The sequence below is a fragment of the Bradyrhizobium sp. JYMT SZCCT0180 genome (assembly GCF_018130165.1).
Taxonomy (GTDB): domain Bacteria; phylum Pseudomonadota; class Alphaproteobacteria; order Rhizobiales; family Xanthobacteraceae; genus Bradyrhizobium.
This window is the reverse complement of sequence record NZ_JAFCLZ010000007.1, coordinates 272,970-295,713: the sequence shown is the minus strand read 5'-3', so window position 1 is coordinate 295,713 and position 22,744 is coordinate 272,970. Positions and strand designations below refer to the sequence as shown.

Here is a 22,744-nt window from a genome sequence, read left to right as displayed (position 1 = left end):
TGCATTGCCGGAGGTGGCCCATGTTTCGTCACGCGCTTTTCCATTTGGTGTTACCGGCGGCGCTGCTGCTGGGCGCGCATTCCGCCTCCGCCGAAAGCCGCCTCGCGCTGGTGATCGGCCAATCGGCCTATAAATCAGTTCCGGCGCTGCCCAATCCGATCAACGACGCCAAGGCGGTCAGCCAGATGCTGATCGATTCCGGCTTCGAGGTTTCGACCGTTTCCGATCTGTCGCAAAGCCAGATTCGCGATCAACTCTCGGCGTTCGCCGGCAAGGTCGCGTCCAAGGGCGGCGATTCGATCGCGCTGGTGTATTACGCCGGACATGGCGTGCAGATCGACGGCGAGAATTTTCTGGTGCCGGTCGACATCGATCCGAAGCGCGAATCCGACATTCCGATCCAGGCGGTGCGGCTGAACGACGTCCTGAACACGCTGACCTCGGCGCCGAGCAAGATGCGCATCCTGCTGCTCGATGCCTGCCGCAACAATCCGTTCCCCGGCATATCCAAGAGCGCGGGCGGCGGGCTCGCGATCATCGACGCCAAGATCGGCGCGCCGAACACGTTCCTGTCGTTCTCGACCTCGCCCGGTGCGGTGGCCGAGGACGGCACGGGCAGCAACAGTCCCTACACCACCGCGCTGATCGCCGCGGCCAAGGAAACCAACATTCCGATCGAGGAAACCTTCAAGCGCACACGCGTGTCGGTCAACAAGGCGACCGACGGGCGGCAGACGCCGTGGGACAGTTCCTCGCTGACGGAGGATTTCAGATTTTCCGGCGCCCCGGTGGCCGGCCCGAAGCTGGCCGCGACCAAGAAAACCGTCGAGGAGTGGACGCGCGAACTGAAGGGCAAGCCGGTCGAGGCCGCGAATGAAATCATCGTCGCCGACGGCACCGATGAATCCTACGAGGCGTTTGCCAATCTTTACGCGCAGACCCCACTCGGTGCACTGGCCCGCGACTGGCTCAACAGGCACAAGCGCATGGTGGCGTGGAACAATGCTGTCATCGCCAACACCGCGGCGGGCTATCGCGCCTTCCTGACGAGCTTCCCGGACAGCGATTTGACGCCGACCGCACGCACGATGGAAGAACGCCTGCGCAACCGTCCCGAGATCATCCCGGCGGTGGCGGTGAGCGGTGGCGCTACGGCACAGAACGTCGCGCTGACCTGCCCCTGCACCCCGCCGGCGTCGGCGCCGCAGCTGAAGAAGAACATTGCGCCGATCAAGCGCGTCGATCCGGATCCGCCCAGGCGCGTCGAGCGCGCGCCGCCGAAGCGGGCGCGCGGGCCCGACTACTATGATGATGAAGTGGTCTATCGCCGCCCGCCGCCGCGCGAGGTGTATGAGCCCGTCGGGCCGCCCGTCGGCGTCGGCATCGGGATTGGCATCGGTGGCGGCGGCTATGGTGGCGGCGGTCATCAGGGCGGCCGCGGTCGATACTGAGGCGGCAATCACGTCATCGATCTAGCAAGAGAGCGCCGCCCGTGCGGCGCTTCTCGTTGGCGTCGCCGCCGTCGTGCGAAAACGTAATCGTGCTCTGTTTGAGAATCTCATGTAGCGCAGCGCAATTGCGGACGATCGATTGAGCACAAGCGGTGCTTGCGCATGCATTCGGATTTCGATTACGACATTGCCCGTGAATCGTGCTGGCGCGGTTTTCCGGCATTGGTGCCGGCTTTCGCCGTCATGCGCCAAAGGAGAGCATCATGAAGACGACTGTTTCGATCCTGTTTGCGGCGGCGCTTACGCTTCCGCTTGGACTTGCATCCGTTCCGGCGCATGCCGTCGTGCTCGATCTGTCGACCATGACCTGCAAGCAGTTCGTCGATGGTGGTGATGACACCATCAAGATGGTGCTGACCTGGATGGACGGCTGGTACAAGGGCGACTCTGACGAGGCGATCATCGACACCGACGTATTCGTCGAGAACGCCAAGAAGTTCGGCACCTATTGCGGAAAGAATCCGACGATGAGCATCGTCAATGCCGCTGAATCGGTCCTCGGCAAGTAACGCCTGAACAACTACAGCATCGCGAACGCGCTCGAGACCATCGCCACCGGCTTGTTGTCGGTGGCGCTGGAGAGCGTGACGCGGCCGAAGCTCATGGTGCGCCCGAGGCGAACCACGCGCGCATCGGCCAGCACGTCGGAGGCGGTGACCGCGCGCATGAAGTGCGTGGTCTGATCGACCGTCGTCATCGCGCGATAGCCGCGATTGGCGGCGACGTTGGCAATCACCATCGCGGTGTCGGCAAACGCCATCAGCGCCTGGCCGGAGACAACGCCGCCATTGCGGCACAGCCGTTCCGAGAACGGCATGCGCAGGATCGCACCGGGCTGCCAGTCGGCCGATCCATCCGGCGGCGGGGTGAAGTCGAAACCCTCGATCGACAGATTGAGGTCAAGCACCCACGGTGCAAACACCTCGTCCAGCACCCGCTTTGCTTCCGCGATGCCGAATTCCGCGGTCTGTTGCTGTTGCATGAATGGTTGTTCCCCGGACGATATTTTATCCGCCCATTGTAAGGGGCATTCGGCCGAAATGACCATGGCAGACCCGGTCGGCATTCCCAAACGTCCGGCCTGCATTGGCTTGAAAATGCCAGACTTGATGGGCATGATCGCCGCTTCGGGGAGTGGGGCGCGTTCATGTTTCGCCGGATAGTATTGATTTCGAGCCTGATGGCCGTGGGCCTTGCGCTTAGCGGCTGCACCAAATGCGGTCCGATCTGGGACGACTGGATGCAATCCCCCAAATCCTGCAAGTCGGACCGGCTTTGATCCGCACGCGCTTGGCGCTGCGGCTGCGGCGGTGATATACCGCCCGAAAGCGCCGGGGGAGAGTGTCCCAAAGGAGAGCCTGTTATGAGAATTCTGAGCGCGGCCGTGATGATGGTGTTGCTGACGGCGCCCGCTTACGCGCAGATGCCCAACCTGAACCTGATGCCGGAAGTCGTCACCAGGACTCCCGAGGAGAAGGAACAGGATGCGATCAAGGATAAGGCTTACAAGGAATCGCTGAAGAAGATTCCCGACTCCAAGGCGTCTTCCGATCCGTGGGGAACCGTGCGCAGCAACGACACGCCCAAGGCGGCTGCGCCAGCCAAGCCGAAAACCGGCAGTGCGGCCAATACCCCTCGCTAGCCGAAAGCCCCCATAGCGCGGACTCGGAATCGTTCCCCGCCGCCCCTATATTGAACGTGTCGTCATGTGTTTCGGAGTTGCGACATGGTCATGCGTCCGCGCGATCTGGCCAGCCGGATGGCCGCCCGGCGCAAGCCGGATGACGGCTATCTGCGCGAGACCTTCACGCTGCCGCGCGAGGTAGCGCGGACGAGGGCGCGCGATTTCCTCAACCGATATCCCAAGGCGGCCTATTTGAGTGCGGTCGAAAGCTGGCGCGAATTGCCCGGCGGCGACATCGAATTCACGATGCGGCGGCTCCCCAGCGCGGACTAGAGGGGCGAACTAGTCAGATGCGCTTTTTTTCCGCTCGCGGTTGATCCGCAGCTGTACCCGTCTCACCGCGAGCAGATAGAGTTTGGCTTCGGTTTTGCCGGTGATGACCCTGTCGTCAATCCGGAATTGCCATTTCCAGATACCCGGAGCAACCGCAGTCACGGTGTATTCGACGCCCTTGTAGATCATGAAGCAGCCCTGTCCGACCCAAGCCGCATTCAATCCGAGATTATCACTTTAAGTTGTAAATATTATTTGATACCCGTTGAGGGAATAGGTGGGCGCGGGGCCCCGAACTGGGAGGTCGCTCCGTGCCCGGTGTGCCTGAGCTCGCGGTCGATCTTCAGCTGAACGCGGCGCATGGCGAGCAGGAGCAGTCTTGCTTCCGTTCTGCCCGACCTGACGAGGTCACCGATCCGGAATTGCCAGTTCCAGATCCCCGGGGTTTCCGATCGTGTCAGCGTATATTCTATGCCTTTGTAATTCATAGGGAATCTCCCCATGCGCCAACTGAATCAACTGAGTTGGCCGGGTAAAGTTTCCATTTGTTCGATAGCGTATTTTGCGGTCGTCTAACGATAAAGCGCGCCCGTGACACGCCGTGATCGCTACGCGAGGGGCGATCCGCGTTCGGCAGTTGGGTGGCCAAGCCGCCTTGCCGGCGCTCCCACGCGCCGCGGCTTGTTGCTTGCCGGCAGCGACCTGGAATGCCCGCAGATGCAGTCTTTGACTTTCCTCACCCGTCCAAAACGCACCGCGCCGCGCAAGCGGAATATGGTCGCTTGGCGGCGCAGGCTTATACCCCGAGTGATGCAATGTCCCAGGCAGCTATATGTCTTGGCGGCCCTGCAAAAGGTTCAACGTCTCCTGTTAAAAAAATCCGATCCTGAAACGAAGCGATCGCTCCCGCCGTACCTGTCTGACGGTGGGGTGGTCCTCCAGGTTATTCCCCGCTGTCGGCGACCCCGACCGTATGGCCCCATGCGGCGGGGTCGTTTTGCTGTCGCGATGCGCCCGGCGCGGCGGCTTAATCGAACGTGACGCCGATGCGCTTATCCTTGCGCCAGACGATATGGCACGGCCGCTTCAATTGTTCTGAAGGTACGAACAGCGTGAAGCGGTCCGGGATGAACAGCGGGGTCACGACTTCGAGCGCCGCGCCGGTGGCCGAGAGATTCCGAACGGTGCAATCGATCCCGCCGCCGCCGAACTCGATGGTTCCGGCCTTCAACGTGCGACGCCGCGGTGCGATCCGGGTCTCGTCCATAGCCCCCATTATAGCACTGATTCACGCGCAAATGGATGGTGAGCCGGGGTTCGCGCGGGGGTAAGGCGCGAACACAAGGCGAAAAACTGGCGACCATCCGGTTGGGAACTTTGTTCTTGTCCGGAGAACTACGGGGGAAGGGCCGCCTTGCAAATGAAAGAGGCCGCCAATGAAAGACGGCCTCTTCAAACCGTCGGTTACGGCAGGGTTGTCGCGATGTTCCTGATGGTGCCGGTATGGAAGCGAATGACGGCCACGACATGGTGGTAAAGATCGCTCAAACGGCCGCCGCCGTTCACCGCGTCCAGTTCGTCGAGGGTCAGTTCGCCGACGTTCAGTTCATCGCTAGGCTTCTGGCCAATCTCAATCATGCGTCTCTCCTTTGTTGGGGATTACGACAATCGCGTTGCAAGGGTGCGCTCGGATGTTCCCGTTGGCTGTGATGGCTGGCACACTCCAAACTGAGCCGCTGCAGGTTTCAAATCTGGCCGATGCCGTTTTGAAATCGCGTCGAGCGAAGGCGGCGATCAATTCACCGATCATCGCCGCACAATTTGCGTTGAGCGGCGTCTCACAACTGGCTGAAATCGGACGTCAGGCATGACGCTTGCGGCGTCCTCAAACAAAAGAGGCCGCCAAGGCGGCCTCTCAATTCCGGTTTGGCGGCCTTATCGCATGTGCAGGGTCATCTTCTGCGGCGGCACCAGCGGCTGGTGCACGGCGTCCAGCAAGCGGGCGCCCAAGGCCTTGAGGTACGCATCGACGATCCGGTCGAGGATGGCGCCGCCGCTGACCTGTTCGAGTTGTTCAAACGACATTTCGCAGACTTCGTTGTTGAGTTCGGTCATGTCCTTCTCCTGTTTGCGTGGGCAGGACCATTCCCGCCACTCTTGGATGACAGGGATAGGCTGTCTCGCGACGCACCGCTGTGATGACCGTCACACGACGGCTCAGACGCAAAATCGCGACAGCAACCCCATGCAAAGTAGAATGGGTCTTGCCGAGGTCGCAGAGTCGGTTACTGGCCGAAATGGAACAGCCGAGAAGGCAAAGTCGGCCACTCAAAAGCACAGCGCCGCCAAGCTGAATAATGCTTAGCGGCGCTGCACCCGAGCTGGAAATTGCAATGCCCCAGCCTGGAGTATACGTCCGGGACAGGACAAGGTTGCTAAAAACTGCCGGAGAATTTCGGGAACAAGTGGCAATGGGCGGAGTTGTGAAGGTGCTGCCAGTTCCCAGTTGCCCCGGCAGCATAAGCGGCCCCAGTGCCTCTTCCCCGAGGCTGGGGCCGCTTCTCTGGGCACGCCAAAATAGCTTCGAGGGCACGACAGGCGCTACGGCTTCGATTGCTACAGCGGTGAGAGAGACAACGATCGGGATAGCAACACGCTGGCTGCGGGTTGCATGCGCAACAAAGTCGGTCGCGAGATCAACGTGCGGTTTTTGGCCGAGGGGAAGATGGGCCGATAGAGATCGGCAACCCGATCAAAGTTGCTCGAGGGCCCAAAGCAAAAGGAAGTCTTGGAGGACGATGACGAAGAAGGGTCCGCCATCTGAGGCGGCCTCGGAACCTTGTTCACGGTCGGAGAACTACGGGCAGAGCCTATTCGGGCGGCCTCGCTTACGCGACCGGCGGGTAGCTGGGCTTCGGAAGGCTGATGGCACTCGAATTGATGACGCCCTTCGAAATGACTTTACCCCCTGAGACCGATTCAAGCGCAACGTCGGTCAGTCGCTCCGCATCGGTCAGTTCGCGAGTTTCATTCTGGTTGTTCATGGTCCCCTCCGCGCTGTGGCGCCGTTGTGCGCCGTTGATCTCGAGCGAGTATGCCGGGCGGCTATCGGGGCGACTGTGACAGTCGTCACGAAAGCGTTCCTGCAAAGAAAGAGGGCCGCCAACGCCAACTGAGGCGGCCTTGCTTTCTCTAGGCTGGTTCTGGTGGTTGAAGTCCGGGAGAGGAGAGCCACTCGTTTATGTGAGAGGCCGTCTCTAGCTGCCTGATCTTCCTGAGCAGCACTTCCTTCTGAGGACCAGGTTTGAGCTTGGCTGCCTGTGCTTCCAGCCGGGCCTTCTCAGCTGCAATTCGATCTTCAAATGTGTGGGGAACGGATCGGCGACGCTGCATGACACAACCTCGTTGCTTACGGGTCCTAACCGTAGGGTTTGCATTTCCGATCCTATAAAATTCCGATCCCGGGCGTCGGTTCCAAAGTGAACATTCCAAAAAAGGTCACTGTGCATCTCAACTTAGGGCCCCGCCGAGGGGCGGAACAGGCCAGTACCGGCCGCCTCGGACTACCCACTTTGGGGGATGAACAGAGCACGGCAACATCGCGGCGCTGGTGAGGGCCAAAAGGGGCCACCTCAAAATCAAAAGGGATCATTAACTTAGAGTGGGATGGAAGGGGGCCAGCACCCCGATCTCTGAAAGAACATATTGCGAACAGAGAACAAAGGTGGTACAAGTTTCTCACTGTTCGAATCCCTGAGATCCCTCGTCGTCCGTTTGTCCCGCTAGCGAATCCCCGCCATAAGGAGCACCCATGTCCGCCACTGCCCTGCGTATCGTCGAAGGATCCTCCATGGATAAGACCAAGGCCCTGTCCGCCGCGCTCTCCCAGATCGAGCGCCAGTTCGGCAAGGGTTCAGTGATGAAGCTGGGCAAGAACGATCGCTCGATGGATATCGAGACGATTTCGTCGGGCTCGCTCGGGCTGGACATCGCGCTCGGCGTCGGCGGCCTGCCGAAAGGCCGTGTGGTCGAAATCTACGGGCCGGAATCATCAGGCAAGACCACGCTGGCGCTGCACACGGTGGCCGAAGCCCAGAAGAAGGGCGGCATCTGCGCCTTCATCGACGCCGAACATGCGCTCGATCCGGTCTATGCCCGCAAGCTCGGCGTCAACATCGACGAACTCCTGATCTCGCAGCCCGACACCGGCGAGCAGGCGCTGGAAATCTGCGACACGCTGGTGCGCTCGGGTGCGGTCGACGTGCTGGTGGTGGACTCCGTCGCCGCCCTGGTGCCGAAGGCCGAACTCGAAGGCGAGATGGGCGATGCGCTGCCCGGCCTGCAGGCGCGGCTGATGAGCCAGGCGCTGCGCAAGCTCACCGCCTCGATCAACAAATCCAACACCATGGTGATCTTCATCAACCAGATCCGCATGAAGATCGGCGTGATGTACGGCTCGCCGGAGACCACCACCGGCGGCAACGCGCTGAAGTTTTACGCCTCGGTTCGCCTCGACATCCGCCGCATCGGCGCGATCAAGGAGCGCGATGAAGTCGTCGGCAACCAGACCCGCGTCAAGGTCGTGAAGAACAAGCTGGCGCCGCCGTTCAAGCAGGTCGAATTCGACATCATGTACGGCGAGGGCGTCTCCAAGATGGGCGAAATCCTCGACCTCGGCGTCAAGGCCGGCATCGTCGAAAAGTCCGGCGCCTGGTTCTCCTATGACAGCCAGCGGCTCGGGCAGGGGCGTGAGAACTCGAAAGCGTTCCTCAAGGCCAACCCCGACATGACCGCAAAGATCGAGGCCGCGATCCGCCAGAACTCCGGCCTTATCGCCGAACAGATTCTCGCCGGTCCCCCCGAGCGCGACGCCGACGGCGAAGAGCCGGCCGACGAGTAGGGCTTTCCGGATCTCGGGTCGCCTGACCCGGGTTTCGACATAGCGGGTGCTGAGGACGTTGAGTTGCCGACGTCTTCAGTGCCCGTTTTGTTTTGCGTATGCGGGTGACTGACATGACGCGTTTGATTTTGACGTCAAGCGACTCGGCAGGCGGGTGTCTCCTGCGCGCCGGCGTCGGTGACATCGTAATTCCGATTGGTCTTCGGTTTGTCTGGGACGAATTGCCATCCGACGCGAAGCTGGAGGCCATGCTGGGGCCGGGTTCGCTGGATCATTTCCCAGATCATCGGCTTGGAAAGTTTCATTCGGAAGGAATGGGCGCGCTCGATCTCTGCGAGCGTTGCGAAGCTGTTGAATTATGGTTCGATCCGACGCCGAATGCACAACTGATGCTTGCTCAGCTTCTGGATTGCCTGAGCGCGCGTAAAGGCATTGTCGCGAAGTTGATCTTATTCCAGGCGGACGTCGATATTGGCGAACAGGTTCCGGAAGCGATTTCAGGATGGAAGCCTCCGGCTGTCAAAATCCAGAACGAACATCTCGAAGCCGCCAGCTTAGCCTGGGACGCCTACCGACGGCCGACGCCGCAGCATTGGGCTGATTTGCTCGACAAGGACGTTAATGTCCTGCCGCAGCTTCGGCAGACCGTGCTGGAATTGCTCGAAGAGCTTCCCAAGCCCGCAACCGGGCTCAGCGCGACCGAAATGCGAATGCTGGAACTAGTTGCGGCCGGCGACGTAACTCCGTTCGACGTCTTTCCGGGCCACAACAAGCGCAACACGCGACGTGTATTCGGCTATTGGGAGGTTGGCGCGCTGCTGGATGGGCTGGCGCGCGGTCCGGCCCCTGCGGTGGCCGGCCTGGAGGAGGGGCCGTACACGGACGAGATGCACGATGACGCTGACCGTCTCGCGCGATACAGGCAAAGCAAACTGTCGTTGACCCCGCTCGGCGAGGCCGTCTTGGCGCAGGCTGAAGATTTCAGCTGGCACAATCCGATCCATCGCTGGTGGGGCGGGACGGAATTGACCAATGACAATCTGTGGCGCTGGGATCCGGTGAACCGCAAACTGGTCGCGTCTTGAACAGACGGGTCCAGCTGACAGTAGCCGCGCCCTCGTATTCCTCTCAACGGGTTGCTCGTGATGAAGCCTCTGATTCTAACCGGGTGGCTCTCCCCGGAATTCACCGAGCCGGAATTCGCCGATCTAGCGCTCAGTTTCTTCTTTCGCTTCGGCTGGGGGCCATTGCCTTCGCCTGACGAACTCGCAACCTATCTCGGTCCGCGCACGTCAGATATTTTACGCGGCCACCACTGGTCGGACTTTGCCACCAACTGGAGCGGGAGCAAGAATCGAAGTCACAGAGACCTCAGCTTGGCCGAATTCTGTCAGCGATACGAAAGCGTCGAACTATGGTTTGACACGCGACCGAATGCTCAGTTGCAGTTGATCTGGCTACTTGATTATTTCCGGCCTTACCCGGAAACGATCGCCAGGTTGAAATTTCGTTTGGTTGACCTCGAAATGATCGGGCTTGACCGCCTCGGCAAGTGGCGGCCGCCGGTGGTCGACATCACCGAAAAGGAACTTGAGGTAGCGAGCGCAGCCTGGCGGGCATATGGGGCGCCGACCCCGAAAGGCTGCTTCGATCTGCTCGGCAGAGACTTGAGCGCCTTGCCGCTTCTCAAACCCGTCTTGATCGATCTGCTCGAAGAACTGCCGTCAAGTTCGACAGGGCTTGGTGCCTCGGAAATGCGGATGCTCGAGCTGATCGCGCGGGGATATTCGCTAACCAATGCGCTTTTCTATCTCTACCAACTGCGCCAAACGCGCATCTTCGGCGAGTCGGAATTGGGCTATTTGCTGGACGGGCTTGCGCACGGCCCGCGGCCGGCGGTGCAGGGCCTCGATGAGCATTTGCGTACGCTCGATCGCGAAAAGTTGCGGGGGCGGCAAGAGGCGTACCTGCGAAGCGAGCTGTCGCTTACCGAATTCGGCGCGGCTGTTCTTGCCCACAAGGAAGACTTCAGTCGGCACAACCCGATTGATCGCTGGTGGGGTGGCACGCACCTGACCAACGATAATCTGTGGCGCTGGAATCCGGCGTTGGTAGCGCCTTGATCTGTAGGATGGGTAGAGCGAAGCGAAACCCATCGCAAGATGCCAACCTCGCGTGGTGCGCGATGATGGGTATCGCTGCGCTCCACCCATCCTACAGGTAGTTGTTGTCATTGCCGGGCTTGACCCGGCAATCCATCTCCTTCGAGGAGTCTTGTCGATGGATGCGCGGGTCAATCCCGCGCATGACGAGCAAGGTATGTTGCGCGGAGTATCACTCCGCGGCCTGCGCGTAATCCTCGACCGGCGGGCACGAGCACACCAGGTTTCGGTCGCCATAGACGTTGTCGACGCGGCCGACCGGGCACCAGTATTTGTCCGTCCGCGACGTGCCGGCCGGGAAGCAGCCCTCGGCGCGGCTGTAGGCGCGGGCCCAGGCGTCGTCGGCGATGTCGTGCACGGTGTGCGGGGCGTGGCGCAGCGGCGATGCTTCGATCTTCCAGCGGCCCTTCTCGACCTCGGCGATCTCGTTGCGGATCGCGATCATGGCATCGCAGAAGCGATCCAGCTCCGCCTTCGATTCGGATTCGGTCGGCTCGATCATCAGCGTGCCCGGCACCGGGAAGCTCATGGTCGGCGCGTGGAAGCCGTAGTCGATCAGCCTTTTGGCGATGTCGTCGACGGTGACGCCGCTGGTTGCTTTGAGCGGGCGGGGATCGACGATGCATTCATGCGCGACGCGGCCCTTTGCGTTTTTGTACAGCACCGGAAAATGCGGATCGAGTCTGCCCGCGATGTAGTTGGCGTTGAGGATCGCGATCTCGGTCGCCCGCGTCAGGCCTTCGCCGCCCATCATCAGGATATAGATGTAGGAGATCGTGAGAATCGACGCCGAGCCGAACGGGGCGGCCGACACCGGTCCGATCGGATGCGACGTAGCGCCATCGGTCGCCGGGTGGCCGGGCAGGAAGGGCGCGAGGTGCGCCTTGACGCCGATCGGCCCCATGCCCGGGCCGCCGCCGCCATGCGGAATGCAGAACGTCTTGTGCAGATTGAGGTGGCTGACGTCGGCGCCGTAATCGCCGGGCCGCGACAGGCCGACCTGCGCATTCAAGTTGGCGCCGTCGAGATAGACCTGTCCGCCATGGCCGTGCACGATGTCGCAGATGTCGCGGATGTGCTCCTCGAACACGCCGTGCGTCGAGGGATAGGTGATCATGATCGCGGCGAGATTCTTGGAATGCTTCTCGGCCTTCGCGCGCAGATCGTCCACGTCGACGTCGCCTCTGATGTCACAGGCGACCACCACGACGTCCATGCCGACCATCGCGGCGGAGGCCGGGTTGGTGCCGTGCGCGGAGGAGGGGATCAGGCAGATTTTGCGATGCGGCTCGCCGCGTGCGGCGTGATAGCCGCGGATCGCCAGCAGTCCGGCATATTCGCCCTGCGCGCCGGAGTTCGGCTGCAGCGAGATCGCGTCATAGCCGGTGATGTCGCACAGCCATTTTTCCAGCCGCTTGAACAGCGCGTGATAGCCCTTGGCCTGTTCGTCCGGAGCGAACGGATGCAGGCTGCCGAACTCGGCCCAGGTCAGCGGGATCATCTCCGCCGTGGCGTTGAGCTTCATGGTGCAGGAGCCCAGCGGAATCATCGCGCGGTCGAGCGCGAGATCGCGATCACTGAGCTTGCGCATGTAGCGCAGCAGTTCGGTTTCGGAGCGGTGGGCGTGGAACACCGGATGGGTCAGGAACGCGGTGGCGCGCTTCAATTCAACGGGAAACGCCTCGCGTGCGCCGATCTCCATTTCCGTGTACGAAAGCTTGCCGCCGAACGCGCGCCACACCGCCTCGATCACGGCCGGCGTCGTGGTCTCGTCCACCGAAATTCCAAGCGTGCCGTCTCCGAGACGCAGATTGATCTTTTCAGCGCGGGCGCGGGCGACGATCTCGTCCTGCTTCGCGCCTGATGTCACCGTGACCGTGTCGAAGAAATTCTGTGACGCCGGCGCAAAGCCGAGCTTTGTCAGTCCCGCCGCCAGCACGGCGGCGCGCCGGTGCACCTGGCGCGCGATGTACGTCAGTCCTTCGGGGCCGTGATAGACCGCGTACATCGATGCGATCACCGCCAGCAGCACCTGCGCGGTGCAGATGTTGGAGGTGGCCTTTTCGCGGCGGATATGCTGCTCGCGGGTTTGCAGCGCCAGGCGGTAGGCCGGCTCGCCGCGCGAATCCACCGACAGCCCGACGATGCGGCCGGGCAGCGAGCGCTTCAGCGCGTCGCGCACCGCCATGTAGGCGGCATGCGGCCCGCCATAACCCATCGGCACGCCAAAGCGCTGCGCCGATCCGATTGCAATGTCCGCGCCGAGTTCGCCGGGCGAGGCCAGCAGCGTCAGCGCAAGCAGATCGGCGGCGACGACGGCAAGCGCCCCCTTGGCGTGGAGCGAGGCAATCGCGGGGCGCAGATCACGTACCGCGCCGGAGCTCCCAGGGTATTGCAGCAGCGCACCCAACACGTCCGCTTTGTCGAGATCGGCGAGGGGATCGCCGACGATTAGTTTCCAGCCCAGCGGCTCGGCGCGGGTGCGCAGCAGCGCCAGCGTCTGGGGATGGACGTCTTTGTCGACGAAGAAGGCCTGTGCTTTCACCTGGGAATGCCGCTCCGCCAGCGCCATCGCTTCGGCCGCAGCCGTGGCTTCATCGAGCAGCGAGGCGTTGGCGACATCGAGGCCGGTGAGGTCGCAGATCATGGTCTGGAAGTTGAACAGCGCTTCCAGCCGGCCCTGGCTGATCTCGGGCTGGTACGGGGTGTACGCCGTGTACCAGGCCGGGTTTTCCAGGATGTTGCGCTGGATCACCGCGGGCAGGATGGTGCCGGAATAGCCCTGGCCGATCAGCGAGGTGAACACCTGGTTCTGCGCGGCCAGTTCCCCCATATGCGCCAGCGCTTCGGTCTCGCTCAACGCGCGCCCGAGATCGAGCGGCGTCTTCTGCCGGATCGACGACGGCAGCGTCTGGCTCATGAGTTCGCCGAGGCTCTTGGCGCCGACGCTCTCCAGCATCGCCTGGATGTCGCGGGGCGAGGGGCCGATATGGCGGCGCACGAAATCGGTGGCGGGTTCGTTCAGGGGTTTGAAGGGCGCGTTCATGAGTGCCTCGTTCGAATGTGCAAATTCGGTGTCATGCCCGCGAAGGCGGGCATCCAGTACGCCGGGACATTAGCGATGGAGCCGAAGGGCCGCGGCTTACTGGGTCGCCCGGTCAAGCCGGGCGACGACAGTGTGGGTGTGGTCGCAATCTGCTTCATCTCTCACGCGGTGTGCTTGGCGTAGGCGGCTTCATCCATCAGGCCGTCGAGTTCGCTCTTGTCCGCAATCTTCAGCTTGAAGAACCAGGCCTTGCCGGCGGCGTCGGAATTCACCAGCGCGGGTTCGGCGGCGAGCTCCTCGTTGACTTCGAGCACGTCGCCGGAGATCGGCGCGTAGACGTCGGAGGCGGCCTTGACGGATTCGACCACGGCGGCGGCCTCCGCCTTCTTCAGGCTGCGGCCGACCTTGGGCAGCTCGACGAATACGACGTCGCCGAGCTGCGACTGCGCGTAATCCGTGACGCCGATGGTGGCGACATCGCCCTCGATGCGGAGCCATTCATGGTCGGTTGTGAACAAGATCGTCATGGAACTTCCTCAGCGTTTATAGGTGTTGGGAACGAATGGCATGGCGGCGACCTGCAGCGGCAGGCGCTGGCCGCGGACTTCGGCGAAAACCTGCGTGCCGGCTGCGGCGAGCGGCGACGGCAGATAGCCCATCGCGACCGGGGCATTGAGGCTCGGGCCAAAACCGCCTGAGGTGACCTTGCCGATCGGCTCGGCCGAGGCGCTGTCCGCAAACAACACCGCGCCCTCGCGCACCGGCGCACGGCCTTCGGGCCGCAGGCCGACGCGGCGGCGCGCGGCGCCTTTTTCGAAATGGGCCAGAATAATTTCGGCACCGGGAAAACCGCCGGCGCGCGCGCCGCCAGTGCGGCGGCTTTTCTGCACCGACCATTCCAGCGCGCCCTCGACCGGGCTGGTCGTGGTGTCGATGTCGTGGCCGTACAAACAAAGCCCGGCCTCGAGCCGCAGGCTGTCGCGGGCGCCCAGTCCGATCGGCAGCACGTCGCTGTTCTCCAGCAGCGCCGTCACCAGCGCTTCGGTGTGTTCAGCCGGAACCGAAATTTCAAAACCGTCTTCGCCGGTATAGCCGGAGCGCGAGACGAAGCAGTCGAAGCCCGCGACCTTGCGCGGACCGGTGTCCATGAATTTCATCGCTGACACATCTGCACAAAACTTCGCCAGCGCCGATTCGGCCTTCGGCCCCTGCAGCGCGATCAGCGCGCGGTCGGACAGCGAATCGATCACGCAGGCCTCCGAAAGGTGCGCGCGCAGATGGGCCTCGTCCTCGGCCTTGCAGGCGGCGTTCACCACCAGAAACAGGTGGTCGCCGAAATTCGCCACCATCAAATCGTCGAGAATGCCGCCATTGGGATTGGTGAACTGCGCGTAGCGCTGCCGCCCGGGCGCCACCGCAACGATGTCCTGCGGCACCAGCCGTTCCAGCGCCAATGCGGCGTCCTCGACCTTGCCGGATTTCGGCCGCAGCGCGAGCTGGCCCATATGCGAGACGTCGAACAGCCCGGCGGCGCTGCGCGTGTGCTGGTGTTCCCGGAGCACGCCGGCGGCGTACTGCACCGGCATCTCATAGCCGGCAAACGGAACCATCTTGCCGCCGCGTGCCACATGGAGCGCGTGCAAGGGTGTGTGATGTAAAGGAGATTCGTCGCGTGCCAGCATTCAGGGACCCTCCAGGGTTCGGGGACCAGTCCCCAAAAACCCAAAGAAAGCCCCATCTGTCGCTGTGCCTGAGAGTATTATCCCGTCGGCGGACACCCCTGGGCCAAAACCCTTCGGCGTCTCTTTCCAGATGTTAGTCCGTCACGGGGTCCGTTTGCCTGAGAGTTTCCGGGGCGGTTGCTCCTTCGGCGCCGGCGCTTAAGCCGATCTCTCCCGACGTGACGTCTTGAACAGGGGTAAGGAAAACACGGCGCCACCATGGCTGTCAACGCGCGGAAGCGTCTATCAACCAGTCTTGTGTGCTGCGGCAAGCCTATGATCCGCCTGCACAGTTTCTGGACACCGCCTTTGGCCTTGTCTAAAAGCGTTGCGCCGGCAGAAAAGGCTATTTGCGGCCTGACCCGGTCCTATTTTCCGATTGGATGAACATGAGCGGCGTCAACGAGATCAGGTCGACATTTCTGAATTACTTCAAGGCGAATGGTCATGAGATCGTGGCCTCGTCGCCGCTCGTGCCGCGCAACGACCCGACCCTGATGTTCACCAATGCGGGCATGGTGCAGTTCAAGAACGTCTTCACCGGCGTCGAGAAGCGCCCGTATCAGCGCGCCACCACCTCGCAGAAATGCGTCCGCGCCGGCGGCAAGCACAACGACCTCGACAATGTCGGCTACACCGCGCGCCATCTCACTTTCTTCGAGATGCTCGGCAATTTCTCGTTCGGCGACTACTTCAAGGAGCGCGCGATCGAGCTTGCCTGGAATCTGATCACGAAGGATTTCGGGCTGAAGAAGGACAAGCTGCTCGTCACCGTCTATCACACCGACGACGAGGCGGCCGCTCTCTGGAAGAAGATCGCGGGCTTTTCCGACGACCGCATTATCCGCATCCCGACCTCGGACAATTTCTGGGCCATGGGTGATACCGGGCCCTGCGGTCCCTGCTCCGAAATCTTCATCGACCGCGGCGAGCATATCTGGGGCGGTCCGCCAGGCAGCCCGGAGGAGGATGGCGACCGCTTCCTCGAATTCTGGAATCTCGTCTTCATGCAGTTCGAGCAGGTGACGAAGGAAGAGCGCCAGCCGCTGCCGCGTCCCTCCATCGACACGGGTCTTGGGCTGGAACGCATGGCCTGCATCCTGCAGGGCGTTGAGAGCGTCTTCGAAACCGATCTGTTCCGTCACCTGATCGATGCTACCGCGTCCGCGCTCGGAGAAGGGCCGCAGGAGCAGAACGTGGCGTCGTTCCGCGTCATCGCGGACCATCTGCGCTCCTCCGCCTTCCTGATCACCGACGGCGTGCTGCCGTCGAACGAGGGCCGCGGCTATGTGCTGCGCCGGATCATGCGCCGCGCGATGCGCCACGCGCAGTTGCTCGGCGCGCGCGATCCCTTGATGCATCGGCTGGTCTCGGCGCTGGTGCGCGAGATGGGCCAGGCCTATCCGGATCTGGTGCGGGCGGAAAAGCTGATCGAGGAAACGCTGCGGCTGGAGGAAACCCGCTTCCGCAAGACGCTGGCGCGCGGCCTTTCCATTCTCGACGAGAAGAGCAGTTCGCTGAAGAAGGGCGACATGTTCGACGGCGATACCGCGTTCACGCTGTACGATACCTACGGCTTCCCGCTCGATCTGACGCAGGACGCGCTCAAATCGCGCGGCATCAGCGTCGATCTCGCCTCGTTCACCGATGCGATGGAGAAGCAGAAGGAAAAGGCGCGCGCGTCGTGGTCGGGAAGCGGCGATACCGCGAGCGAGAACATCTGGTTCCCGCTGCGCGAAAAACTCGGCGCCACCGAATTCCTCGGTTATGAAACCGAGAGCGCCGAGGGCGTGGTTTCCGCACTGGTGAAGGACGGCAAGGATGCCGACGGCCTCAAGACCGGGGAGACCGGTTCGATCGTTCTGAACCAGACGCCGTTTTATGCGGAGTCCGGTGGCCAGGTCGGCGACACCGGCGTGATGATCGGCGAGGGCGTCAAGTTCCGCGTCACCGATACGCAGAAGCGGGCCGGCGATCTCTTCGTGCATCAGGGCACGGTGGAGCAGGGCACGCTGAAGGTCGGAACTGCGTTGCAGCTCGAGGTCGACCATGTCAGGCGCTCCTCTATCCGGGCGCATCACTCGGCGACGCATCTGCTGCATGAGGCGCTGCGTCAGGTGCTCGGCGACCACATCGCCCAGCGCGGCTCGCTGGTGGCGCCCGATCGCTTGCGCTTCGATTTCGTGCACCAGAAGCCGATCACGGCGGAAGAACTCGCGCGCATCGAGGATATCGCCAACGAGGTGGTGCTGGAGAATGACGAAGTCACCACGCGCCTGATGGCGGTCGACGATGCCCGCGAGGCCGGGGCGCGCGCGCTGTTCGGCGAAAAATACGGCGACGAGGTGCGGGTGGTGTCGATGGGCCGGCAGGCTCGCGAGCAGGGCCAGAACGCGCTTGGCTGGTCGGTGGAATTGTGCGGCGGCACCCATGTTCGCCGCACCGGCGACATCGGCCTGATTTCAGTGACCGGCGAAAGCGCGGTTGCCTCCGGCGTCCGCCGCATCGAGGCGCTGACCGGACGGCATGCGCGCAAGCACGCCAACGACACCATGCAGCTTGCGAGGAATGCGGCCGGCGAGCTGCGCACCTCGGTCGAGGAAATGCCGGCGCGCATTGCCGCGCTGGTGGAAGAGCGCAAGAAGCTGGAGCGCGACCTGTCGGATGCGCGCAAGAAGCTCGCGATGGGCGGCGGCGGGGGCAATGGCGCGGCGTCGGCCAGCGGCGTGCGCGAAGCCGGCGGCGTCAAGCTGCTGGCGCGTGCGGTCGAAGGCGTCGAGACCAAGGATCTCAAGAGTCTCGTCGACGACGGCAAGAAGCAGATCGGCTCCGGCGTGGTTGCGATCGTCGGTGTCACCGAGGATGGCAAGGCCGGCGTGGTGGTCGGCGTCACCGCCGACCTGACCTCGCGCTTCAGCGCCGTCGATCTGGTCAAGATCGCCTCGGCGACGCTCGGCGGCAAGGGCGGCGGCGGGCGGCCCGACATGGCGCAAGCCGGCGGACCCGACGGCGCCAAGGCCGATGCGGCGTTGTCGGCGATCGAACAGGCGATGGCCGGGGCGTAGCGACGCGCTGCGCGATAGCCGGGAACGCGCCCGACGACTAGGCGCGTCGCTCAGGGTTTGCGCAGGAACACATAGTCCGCCGAGTAGGGCACGTTCAAAAAACTGCCGATGGTCTCGCAGGCGCCGTCGCGCTTGCCGCCTTTGGTATTGATCCGCTGCACCGTTGTGACATCGGTGAGGACGCCGCTGCCACGCCGGGAGGTCACTTCGAGTTTCAGCCAGGGGATGTCATTGGCGGTCGCGCCGGGGGCGTTGCCGGCAACCTTGGCGGCCACCGCGCTGCCGTCGCTGTGTTCCCAGTTCGGTCCGGCGTAGTGGCGACCGACGGTCTTGCCGTCGGCGAGCAGCGTCGCGATCGGTTCCCGGAATGACCAGATCGCCTTGCCGTCAGCGCCGGCCTTGCATTCGTACACCTGCGCGCCTTCGGCGTGCAGGGTCACGACGACGGTCTGGCCTGGCGCCGCGATGGCTTCGGGAAGCGGCTCGGCGGCGCGCGTGGTCGCCGAACTCGCCGACAGCAGGAGGACAATCGCGGCAATCCGATTTGGAAGCATGGCGATACTCCGAACTCGTCATGGCGAGGAGCGAATGCTTCGCTCGCCATGACGTCGATGGGTCTTGCCGAGGCGGCTTACTTCGCCGCCATCGCCTTGGTCAGGTTCTCGGCGACCTTGTCGAGGAAGCCTGTCGTGGAGAGCCAGCGCTGGTCGGCGCCGACCAGGAGCGCAAGGTCCTTGGTCATGTAGCCGGCCTCGACGGTGTCGACGCAAACCTTCTCCAGCGTGTTGGCGAACTTCGCCAGTTCCTCGTTGTTGTCGAGCTTGGCGCGGTGCGACAGGCCGCGGGTCCAGGCGAAGATCGAGGCGATCGAGTTGGTCGAGGTTTCCTTGCCCTTCTGGTGCTCGCGGTAATGTCGGGTCACCGTGCCGTGCGCGGCCTCGGCTTCCACGGTGTCGCCGTCCGGCGTCATCAGCACCGAGGTCATCAGGCCGAGCGAGCCATAGCCCTGTGCCACCGTGTCGGACTGCACGTCGCCGTCGTAGTTCTTGCAGGCCCAGACATAGCCGCCGGACCACTTCATCGCCGCCGCCACCATGTCGTCGATCAGGCGGTGTTCATAAGTGATCTTCTTCGCCTCGAACTTGGCCTTGAATTCCTTGTCGTAGATGTCCTGGAAGATGTCCTTGAACCGCCCGTCATAGGTTTTCAGGATGGTGTTCTTGGTCGACAGATAGACCGAGTAGCTCTTGGCGAGGCCCTGGTTGAACGAGGCGCGGGCGAAATCGGCGATCGAGTCGTCGAGATTGTACATCGCAAGCGCGATGCCGGCGCCCGGCGACTTGTAGACTTCGCGCTCGATCACCTGGCCGTCCTCGCCGACGAATTTCATCGTCAGCGTGCCCTTGCCGGGGAACTTGAAATCGGTGGCGCGGTACTGGTCGCCGAAGGCGTGACGGCCGATGATGATCGGTTTGGTCCAGCCGGGCACCAGGCGCGGCACGTTCTTGCAGATGATGGGTTCGCGGAACACCACGCCGCCGAGGATGTTGCGGATGGTGCCGTTCGGCGACTTCCACATTTCCTTGAGGCCGAATTCCTTCACCCGGGCCTCATCAGGGGTGATGGTGGCGCATTTGACGCCGACGCCGACCTTCTTGATGGCGTTGGCGGCGTCGACCGTGACTTGGTCATTGGTCTTGTCGCGGTATTCCATCCCGAGGTCGAAATACATCAGGTTCACGTCAAGGAAGGGGTTGATCAGCTTGTCCTTGATGTACTGCCAGATGATCCGGGTCATCTCGTCGCCATCGAGTTCGACGACGGGGTTGGTCACCTTGATTTTTGCCATGACGGAGGGGGCCTTTTTTGGAAAACCGCGCGTTTAGCGGCGGATGGGATGGTGGTGCCGTCGCTATAGCACCCGAAAACGCGGGCTGGAAGGCGATTGGCGGGGCAGATGTGGCTGGTTTTCAGGCGAGCCCGAAACGCCGTTCCAGCCAGCTTCGCGCCTTGCCGGGTGGCATGGCGCGGATCACCGCGGCGGCGTTGCGGTTCTGCCGGTGCTGGATCTCGGCGATGTGCAGATAGAGCCGGGCGGCACGCCAGCTGCGGTCCGGATGGCACAGCTCCAGAATTCTGCGCCACACCGCATTGGCATGGCTGGGATGCTCCGCGAAGCAGGCGCGCCAGAGAATCTCGAGCGCATAGGCCTGCGATGCGTGGGGCTCAATTCGAGGGGCCAGATCAAGGCACTTTTTGAGCTCGCGCTCGGCGAAGACGAGCCGCCCTTGCTTGAGTGCCACGCGGATCGGCCATGCCATCACGGCCACCGTGCCATAGGCGTCATGGCATGACTGCGCTTCGCGCACCGCTTCTTCCAGGATCGACAAGGCCGCGGCCGGGTCCGCGTATTCCGCGACCGAGGTCAGTGCCTGGACGCGATACCACGCATCGGGGCAGCCGCGCGCCGCCTGCAGCGCCTTGGCGGTGTCGGTCGGCGCCAGCTGTCCCGCCCGCTGCCGGCCGATCAGGGACGCATGCGAGGGCCTGGGGGTATGTGGAAAGGGCTGTTGCTGGGAAGACATGAGGCTTGGTCGCGGCGCGAGCCGGCGCGGTTCGCTCCGAGGCCTGCCTCAGGCTCGATCAGGGTCAGAACGCCGCCTGGGTTGCCGTTCCCGCCACCACGTACCAGGTCACGAACAGGCCGCAGATCAGGGCGCCCGGCAGGCTCGAGCCGGTGCGCCGCCAGGTGAAGGTCGCGACCACCGCGCAGATCGCGAGTAGCGGCACGAACTGGATGGCGACGATGGTCGAAAGCGGCACGAAGCCGGGATCGGGCAGCGGGTTGAACAGCTTTCCGGTTAGCCACAGCGTGCCGTATTGCAGCACCAGCAGCACGATGAAGCCCAGCGTCAGCGCCAGGATGTTGGTGAGATAGAGCCAGGCGCGGCCGGCGGCCATGGTCGAGAAATTCCGGTGCAGCACGTGCAGCGCCACCACGAAGAACGCCGTGAACGGCACCAGATAGATCAGGAAAATCAGCGCCTGCCTGGCGCTCATCAACTTCAACGCCACGATCCAGAACCGGAAGTCGATCCTGAAGGCGAGGTCGGCCAGCCACAGCGCCGCATAGCCGATCGCAACGGTGGCGACCGCGATCACGACCGACTGCCCGATAATCCCAGCCCGGCTGGCCCGCTTGGGCGCGAACGGCATCAGGGCCAGCGTGATCAGGGCGTTGAGGATGGCCCAGACCATGATCTGGTTGGTGATCCCCTGCGGCAGCCAGGCCGACGGTTTTACAAAAGTGCCGGCCAACGCAAAGGCCGGATAGTAGGTCAGCGCCGGGATGAACGCCGACAGGATGAAGGCCGCGGTCCAGCGCCGGCCGCTCGCCGCCGAATGGGCCGGCATGGTGCCATCGGCGATTTCGGGCAGCCGCAGGCGGGAATACATTTTGGCTTCCAGCAGGGCATCAAAGGCCCCGATCAGGAGGGCGACAAAGCCGAGCAGAGCGATCAGCGTGCCAAGCTCCTTGCGGAACCAGATCTGATCGTTGGCCGGCAGCGGCGTGCCGCCCTTCAACGTCTTGGCGAACCAGTCGAGGCTGTAGCCGATGGCTTCATGGGAGATGTGCTCGGCCGGGTGGGTGATGGCGGGGGTGTAGAGCACCCGCGCGGTTCCCTGGGCGATGTCGCCATGGACCTTGCCGGGTTCGACCGGCCCCTGGGTGCCGAACATCGCCCACAGCTTTGGACTCTGGGTAACGTCGCGGGCCCGATCGACGCCCCACATCAGGGTCGAAAATTCCTCGTACTGGGCGAACACCAGAGCGGTGTTGCGCGGCCAGGTCGGGGTGCCGTCGGCGGCGAACGGCTTGCCGGTCGACGACCCCTCCAGCACCATGGACTGATAGTCGTTGGGCATGGCGGTTGCCGCCGCCAGCACCGTCCAGCCACCCATCGAATGACCCTCGAGGCCGATATTGGTCTTGTCGACGAAGTCGAGGCTGCGCAGGTAAGCCAGCCCGTCCGGACCGCCAAAACCGTTGGCGAAGGCGGGCGGGTCGCTATAGCCGTGACCGGTCTGGTCGAGGGCGAGGACGACATAGCCGCGGCGGGCGAACTCGATCGCAAAGCCGTCCTGGGTCTCGCGCGAATTGATGTAGCCATGGACCGCGAGAATCCCCGGCGCCGGAATCTGCGGCGTGGCATTCGCGGGAATGTAGAGCAGGGCACTCATGGTGTTGCCCTTGGCGCCCTTGAACCTGACGTCCTGGATACGGATGCCACCCGAGGTCTGGGTGAAATGGGCCAGCAGTCCACCGGCCAAAATGAGGAGGATACCGACAATCGCCAACGACCATCTGCCGCGCATGGACG

General features: G+C 63.0%; 22 protein-coding genes and 1 riboswitch. Of the genes, 9 read left to right on the top strand and 13 right to left on the bottom strand.

All coding sequences use genetic code 11. The features are described from left to right. Positions 1 to 20: 20 nt before the first annotated feature. Together JQ641_RS13160 and JQ641_RS13155 are read left to right on the top strand one after the other, a co-directional pair. Positions 21 to 1,451 carry a caspase family protein gene (locus tag JQ641_RS13160; RefSeq protein WP_211996371.1) on the top strand — a complete coding sequence of 477 codons (1,431 nt, stop codon included), beginning with the start codon at positions 21 to 23 and terminating at the stop codon, positions 1,449 to 1,451. 263 nt (positions 1,452 to 1,714) lie between these two features. Then, positions 1,715 to 2,020: an HdeA/HdeB family chaperone gene (locus tag JQ641_RS13155; RefSeq protein WP_192734196.1), complete on the top strand. Its 306-nt coding sequence runs from the start codon at positions 1,715 to 1,717 to the stop codon at positions 2,018 to 2,020. Between the two features lie 11 nt (positions 2,021 to 2,031). Here the strand turns inward: JQ641_RS13155 and JQ641_RS13150 are convergent, their stop codons facing one another. Further along, on the bottom strand, positions 2,032 to 2,493 hold the full coding sequence (locus tag JQ641_RS13150) for a PaaI family thioesterase (RefSeq protein ID WP_211996370.1): 462 nt from the start codon (positions 2,491 to 2,493) through the stop codon (positions 2,032 to 2,034). A gap of 381 nt (positions 2,494 to 2,874) precedes the next feature. On the opposite strand from JQ641_RS13150, the gene JQ641_RS13145 reads away from it, so the two are divergent. Together JQ641_RS13145 and JQ641_RS13140 are read left to right on the top strand one after the other, a co-directional pair. Further along, a complete protein-coding gene (locus JQ641_RS13145) occupies positions 2,875 to 3,153 on the top strand; it encodes a hypothetical protein (protein ID WP_211996369.1) in 279 nt (92 codons plus the stop codon). Positions 3,154 to 3,237: 84 nt separating this feature from the next. Continuing rightward, positions 3,238 to 3,468 carry a hypothetical protein gene (locus tag JQ641_RS13140; protein WP_211996368.1) on the top strand — a complete coding sequence of 77 codons (231 nt, stop codon included), beginning with the start codon at positions 3,238 to 3,240 and terminating at the stop codon, positions 3,466 to 3,468. Positions 3,469 to 3,477: 9 nt separating this feature from the next. On the opposite strand, the gene JQ641_RS13135 is transcribed toward JQ641_RS13140, so the two are convergent. The 3 genes from JQ641_RS13135 to JQ641_RS13125 form a co-directional block, all read right to left on the bottom strand. Beyond that, entirely contained in the window at positions 3,478 to 3,657 is a 180-nt protein-coding gene (locus JQ641_RS13135; protein ID WP_211996367.1) for a hypothetical protein, read from the bottom strand. A gap of 838 nt (positions 3,658 to 4,495) precedes the next feature. Next, complete coding sequence (locus tag JQ641_RS13130) at positions 4,496 to 4,735, bottom strand: PilZ domain-containing protein (protein WP_211996366.1); 240 nt, start codon at positions 4,733 to 4,735, stop codon at positions 4,496 to 4,498. A gap of 197 nt (positions 4,736 to 4,932) precedes the next feature. Beyond that, a complete protein-coding gene (locus JQ641_RS13125; RefSeq protein WP_211996365.1) occupies positions 4,933 to 5,106 on the bottom strand; it encodes a hypothetical protein in 174 nt (57 codons plus the stop codon). A 62-nt stretch (positions 5,107 to 5,168) separates the two neighbouring features. On the opposite strand from JQ641_RS13125, the gene JQ641_RS13120 reads away from it, so the two are divergent. Further along, a complete protein-coding gene (locus JQ641_RS13120; RefSeq protein ID WP_211996364.1) occupies positions 5,169 to 5,339 on the top strand; it encodes a hypothetical protein in 171 nt (56 codons plus the stop codon). A gap of 64 nt (positions 5,340 to 5,403) precedes the next feature. Here the strand turns inward: JQ641_RS13120 and JQ641_RS13115 are convergent, their stop codons facing one another. Then, positions 5,404 to 5,583, bottom strand: a complete 180-nt coding sequence (locus tag JQ641_RS13115; RefSeq protein ID WP_211996363.1) for a hypothetical protein — start codon at positions 5,581 to 5,583, stop codon at positions 5,404 to 5,406. A 773-nt stretch (positions 5,584 to 6,356) separates the two neighbouring features. Then, on the bottom strand, positions 6,357 to 6,512 hold the full coding sequence (locus tag JQ641_RS13110; RefSeq protein WP_211996362.1) for a hypothetical protein: 156 nt from the start codon (positions 6,510 to 6,512) through the stop codon (positions 6,357 to 6,359). A 767-nt stretch (positions 6,513 to 7,279) separates the two neighbouring features. Between JQ641_RS13110 and recA the strand changes: the two genes are divergently transcribed. From recA to JQ641_RS13095, 3 genes are all read left to right on the top strand, one after another. After that, a complete protein-coding gene (gene recA, locus JQ641_RS13105; RefSeq protein WP_192734187.1) occupies positions 7,280 to 8,368 on the top strand; it encodes a recombinase RecA in 1,089 nt (362 codons plus the stop codon). Positions 8,369 to 8,481: 113 nt separating this feature from the next. Next, a complete protein-coding gene (locus tag JQ641_RS13100; protein WP_211996361.1) occupies positions 8,482 to 9,453 on the top strand; it encodes a hypothetical protein in 972 nt (323 codons plus the stop codon). A 60-nt stretch (positions 9,454 to 9,513) separates the two neighbouring features. Next, positions 9,514 to 10,491, top strand: a complete 978-nt coding sequence (locus tag JQ641_RS13095; RefSeq protein WP_211996360.1) for a hypothetical protein — start codon at positions 9,514 to 9,516, stop codon at positions 10,489 to 10,491. Positions 10,492 to 10,702: 211 nt separating this feature from the next. On the opposite strand, the gene gcvP is transcribed toward JQ641_RS13095, so the two are convergent. The 3 genes from gcvP to gcvT all read right to left on the bottom strand — a co-directional run bounded on the left by gcvP (position 10,703) and on the right by gcvT (position 15,258). Continuing rightward, positions 10,703 to 13,576 (bottom strand): aminomethyl-transferring glycine dehydrogenase, encoded by a 2,874-nt coding sequence (gene gcvP / locus JQ641_RS13090; protein ID WP_211996359.1) that lies wholly within the window; start codon positions 13,574 to 13,576, stop codon positions 10,703 to 10,705. Between the two features lie 161 nt (positions 13,577 to 13,737). Further along, entirely contained in the window at positions 13,738 to 14,103 is a 366-nt protein-coding gene (gene gcvH, locus JQ641_RS13085) for a glycine cleavage system protein GcvH (protein WP_192734185.1), read from the bottom strand. Between the two features lie 9 nt (positions 14,104 to 14,112). Beyond that, the gene (gcvT, locus tag JQ641_RS13080) at positions 14,113 to 15,258 is read right to left on the bottom strand and encodes a glycine cleavage system aminomethyltransferase GcvT (protein WP_211996358.1); all 1,146 of its coding nucleotides are present in this window, start codon (positions 15,256 to 15,258) and stop codon (positions 14,113 to 14,115) included. A 136-nt stretch (positions 15,259 to 15,394) separates the two neighbouring features. Beyond that, a riboswitch (glycine riboswitch) is annotated at positions 15,395 to 15,485 on the bottom strand. A gap of 201 nt (positions 15,486 to 15,686) precedes the next feature. Here gcvT and alaS point away from each other — a divergent pair. Next, on the top strand, positions 15,687 to 18,362 hold the full coding sequence (alaS, locus tag JQ641_RS13075) for an alanine--tRNA ligase (protein WP_211996357.1): 2,676 nt from the start codon (positions 15,687 to 15,689) through the stop codon (positions 18,360 to 18,362). 50 nt (positions 18,363 to 18,412) lie between these two features. On the opposite strand, the gene JQ641_RS13070 is transcribed toward alaS, so the two are convergent. The 4 genes from JQ641_RS13070 to JQ641_RS13055 all read right to left on the bottom strand — a co-directional run bounded on the left by JQ641_RS13070 (position 18,413) and on the right by JQ641_RS13055 (position 22,739). Continuing rightward, positions 18,413 to 18,916, bottom strand: a complete 504-nt coding sequence (locus JQ641_RS13070) for a DUF3455 domain-containing protein (protein WP_211996356.1) — start codon at positions 18,914 to 18,916, stop codon at positions 18,413 to 18,415. A gap of 77 nt (positions 18,917 to 18,993) precedes the next feature. Continuing rightward, positions 18,994 to 20,211 (bottom strand): NADP-dependent isocitrate dehydrogenase, encoded by a 1,218-nt coding sequence (locus JQ641_RS13065; protein WP_211996355.1) that lies wholly within the window; start codon positions 20,209 to 20,211, stop codon positions 18,994 to 18,996. A gap of 121 nt (positions 20,212 to 20,332) precedes the next feature. Continuing rightward, a complete protein-coding gene (locus tag JQ641_RS13060) occupies positions 20,333 to 20,947 on the bottom strand; it encodes a hypothetical protein (protein ID WP_211996354.1) in 615 nt (204 codons plus the stop codon). 64 nt (positions 20,948 to 21,011) lie between these two features. Then, on the bottom strand, positions 21,012 to 22,739 hold the full coding sequence (locus JQ641_RS13055) for an alpha/beta hydrolase family protein (protein ID WP_211996353.1): 1,728 nt from the start codon (positions 22,737 to 22,739) through the stop codon (positions 21,012 to 21,014). Between the last annotated feature and the right edge of the window lie 5 nt (positions 22,740 to 22,744).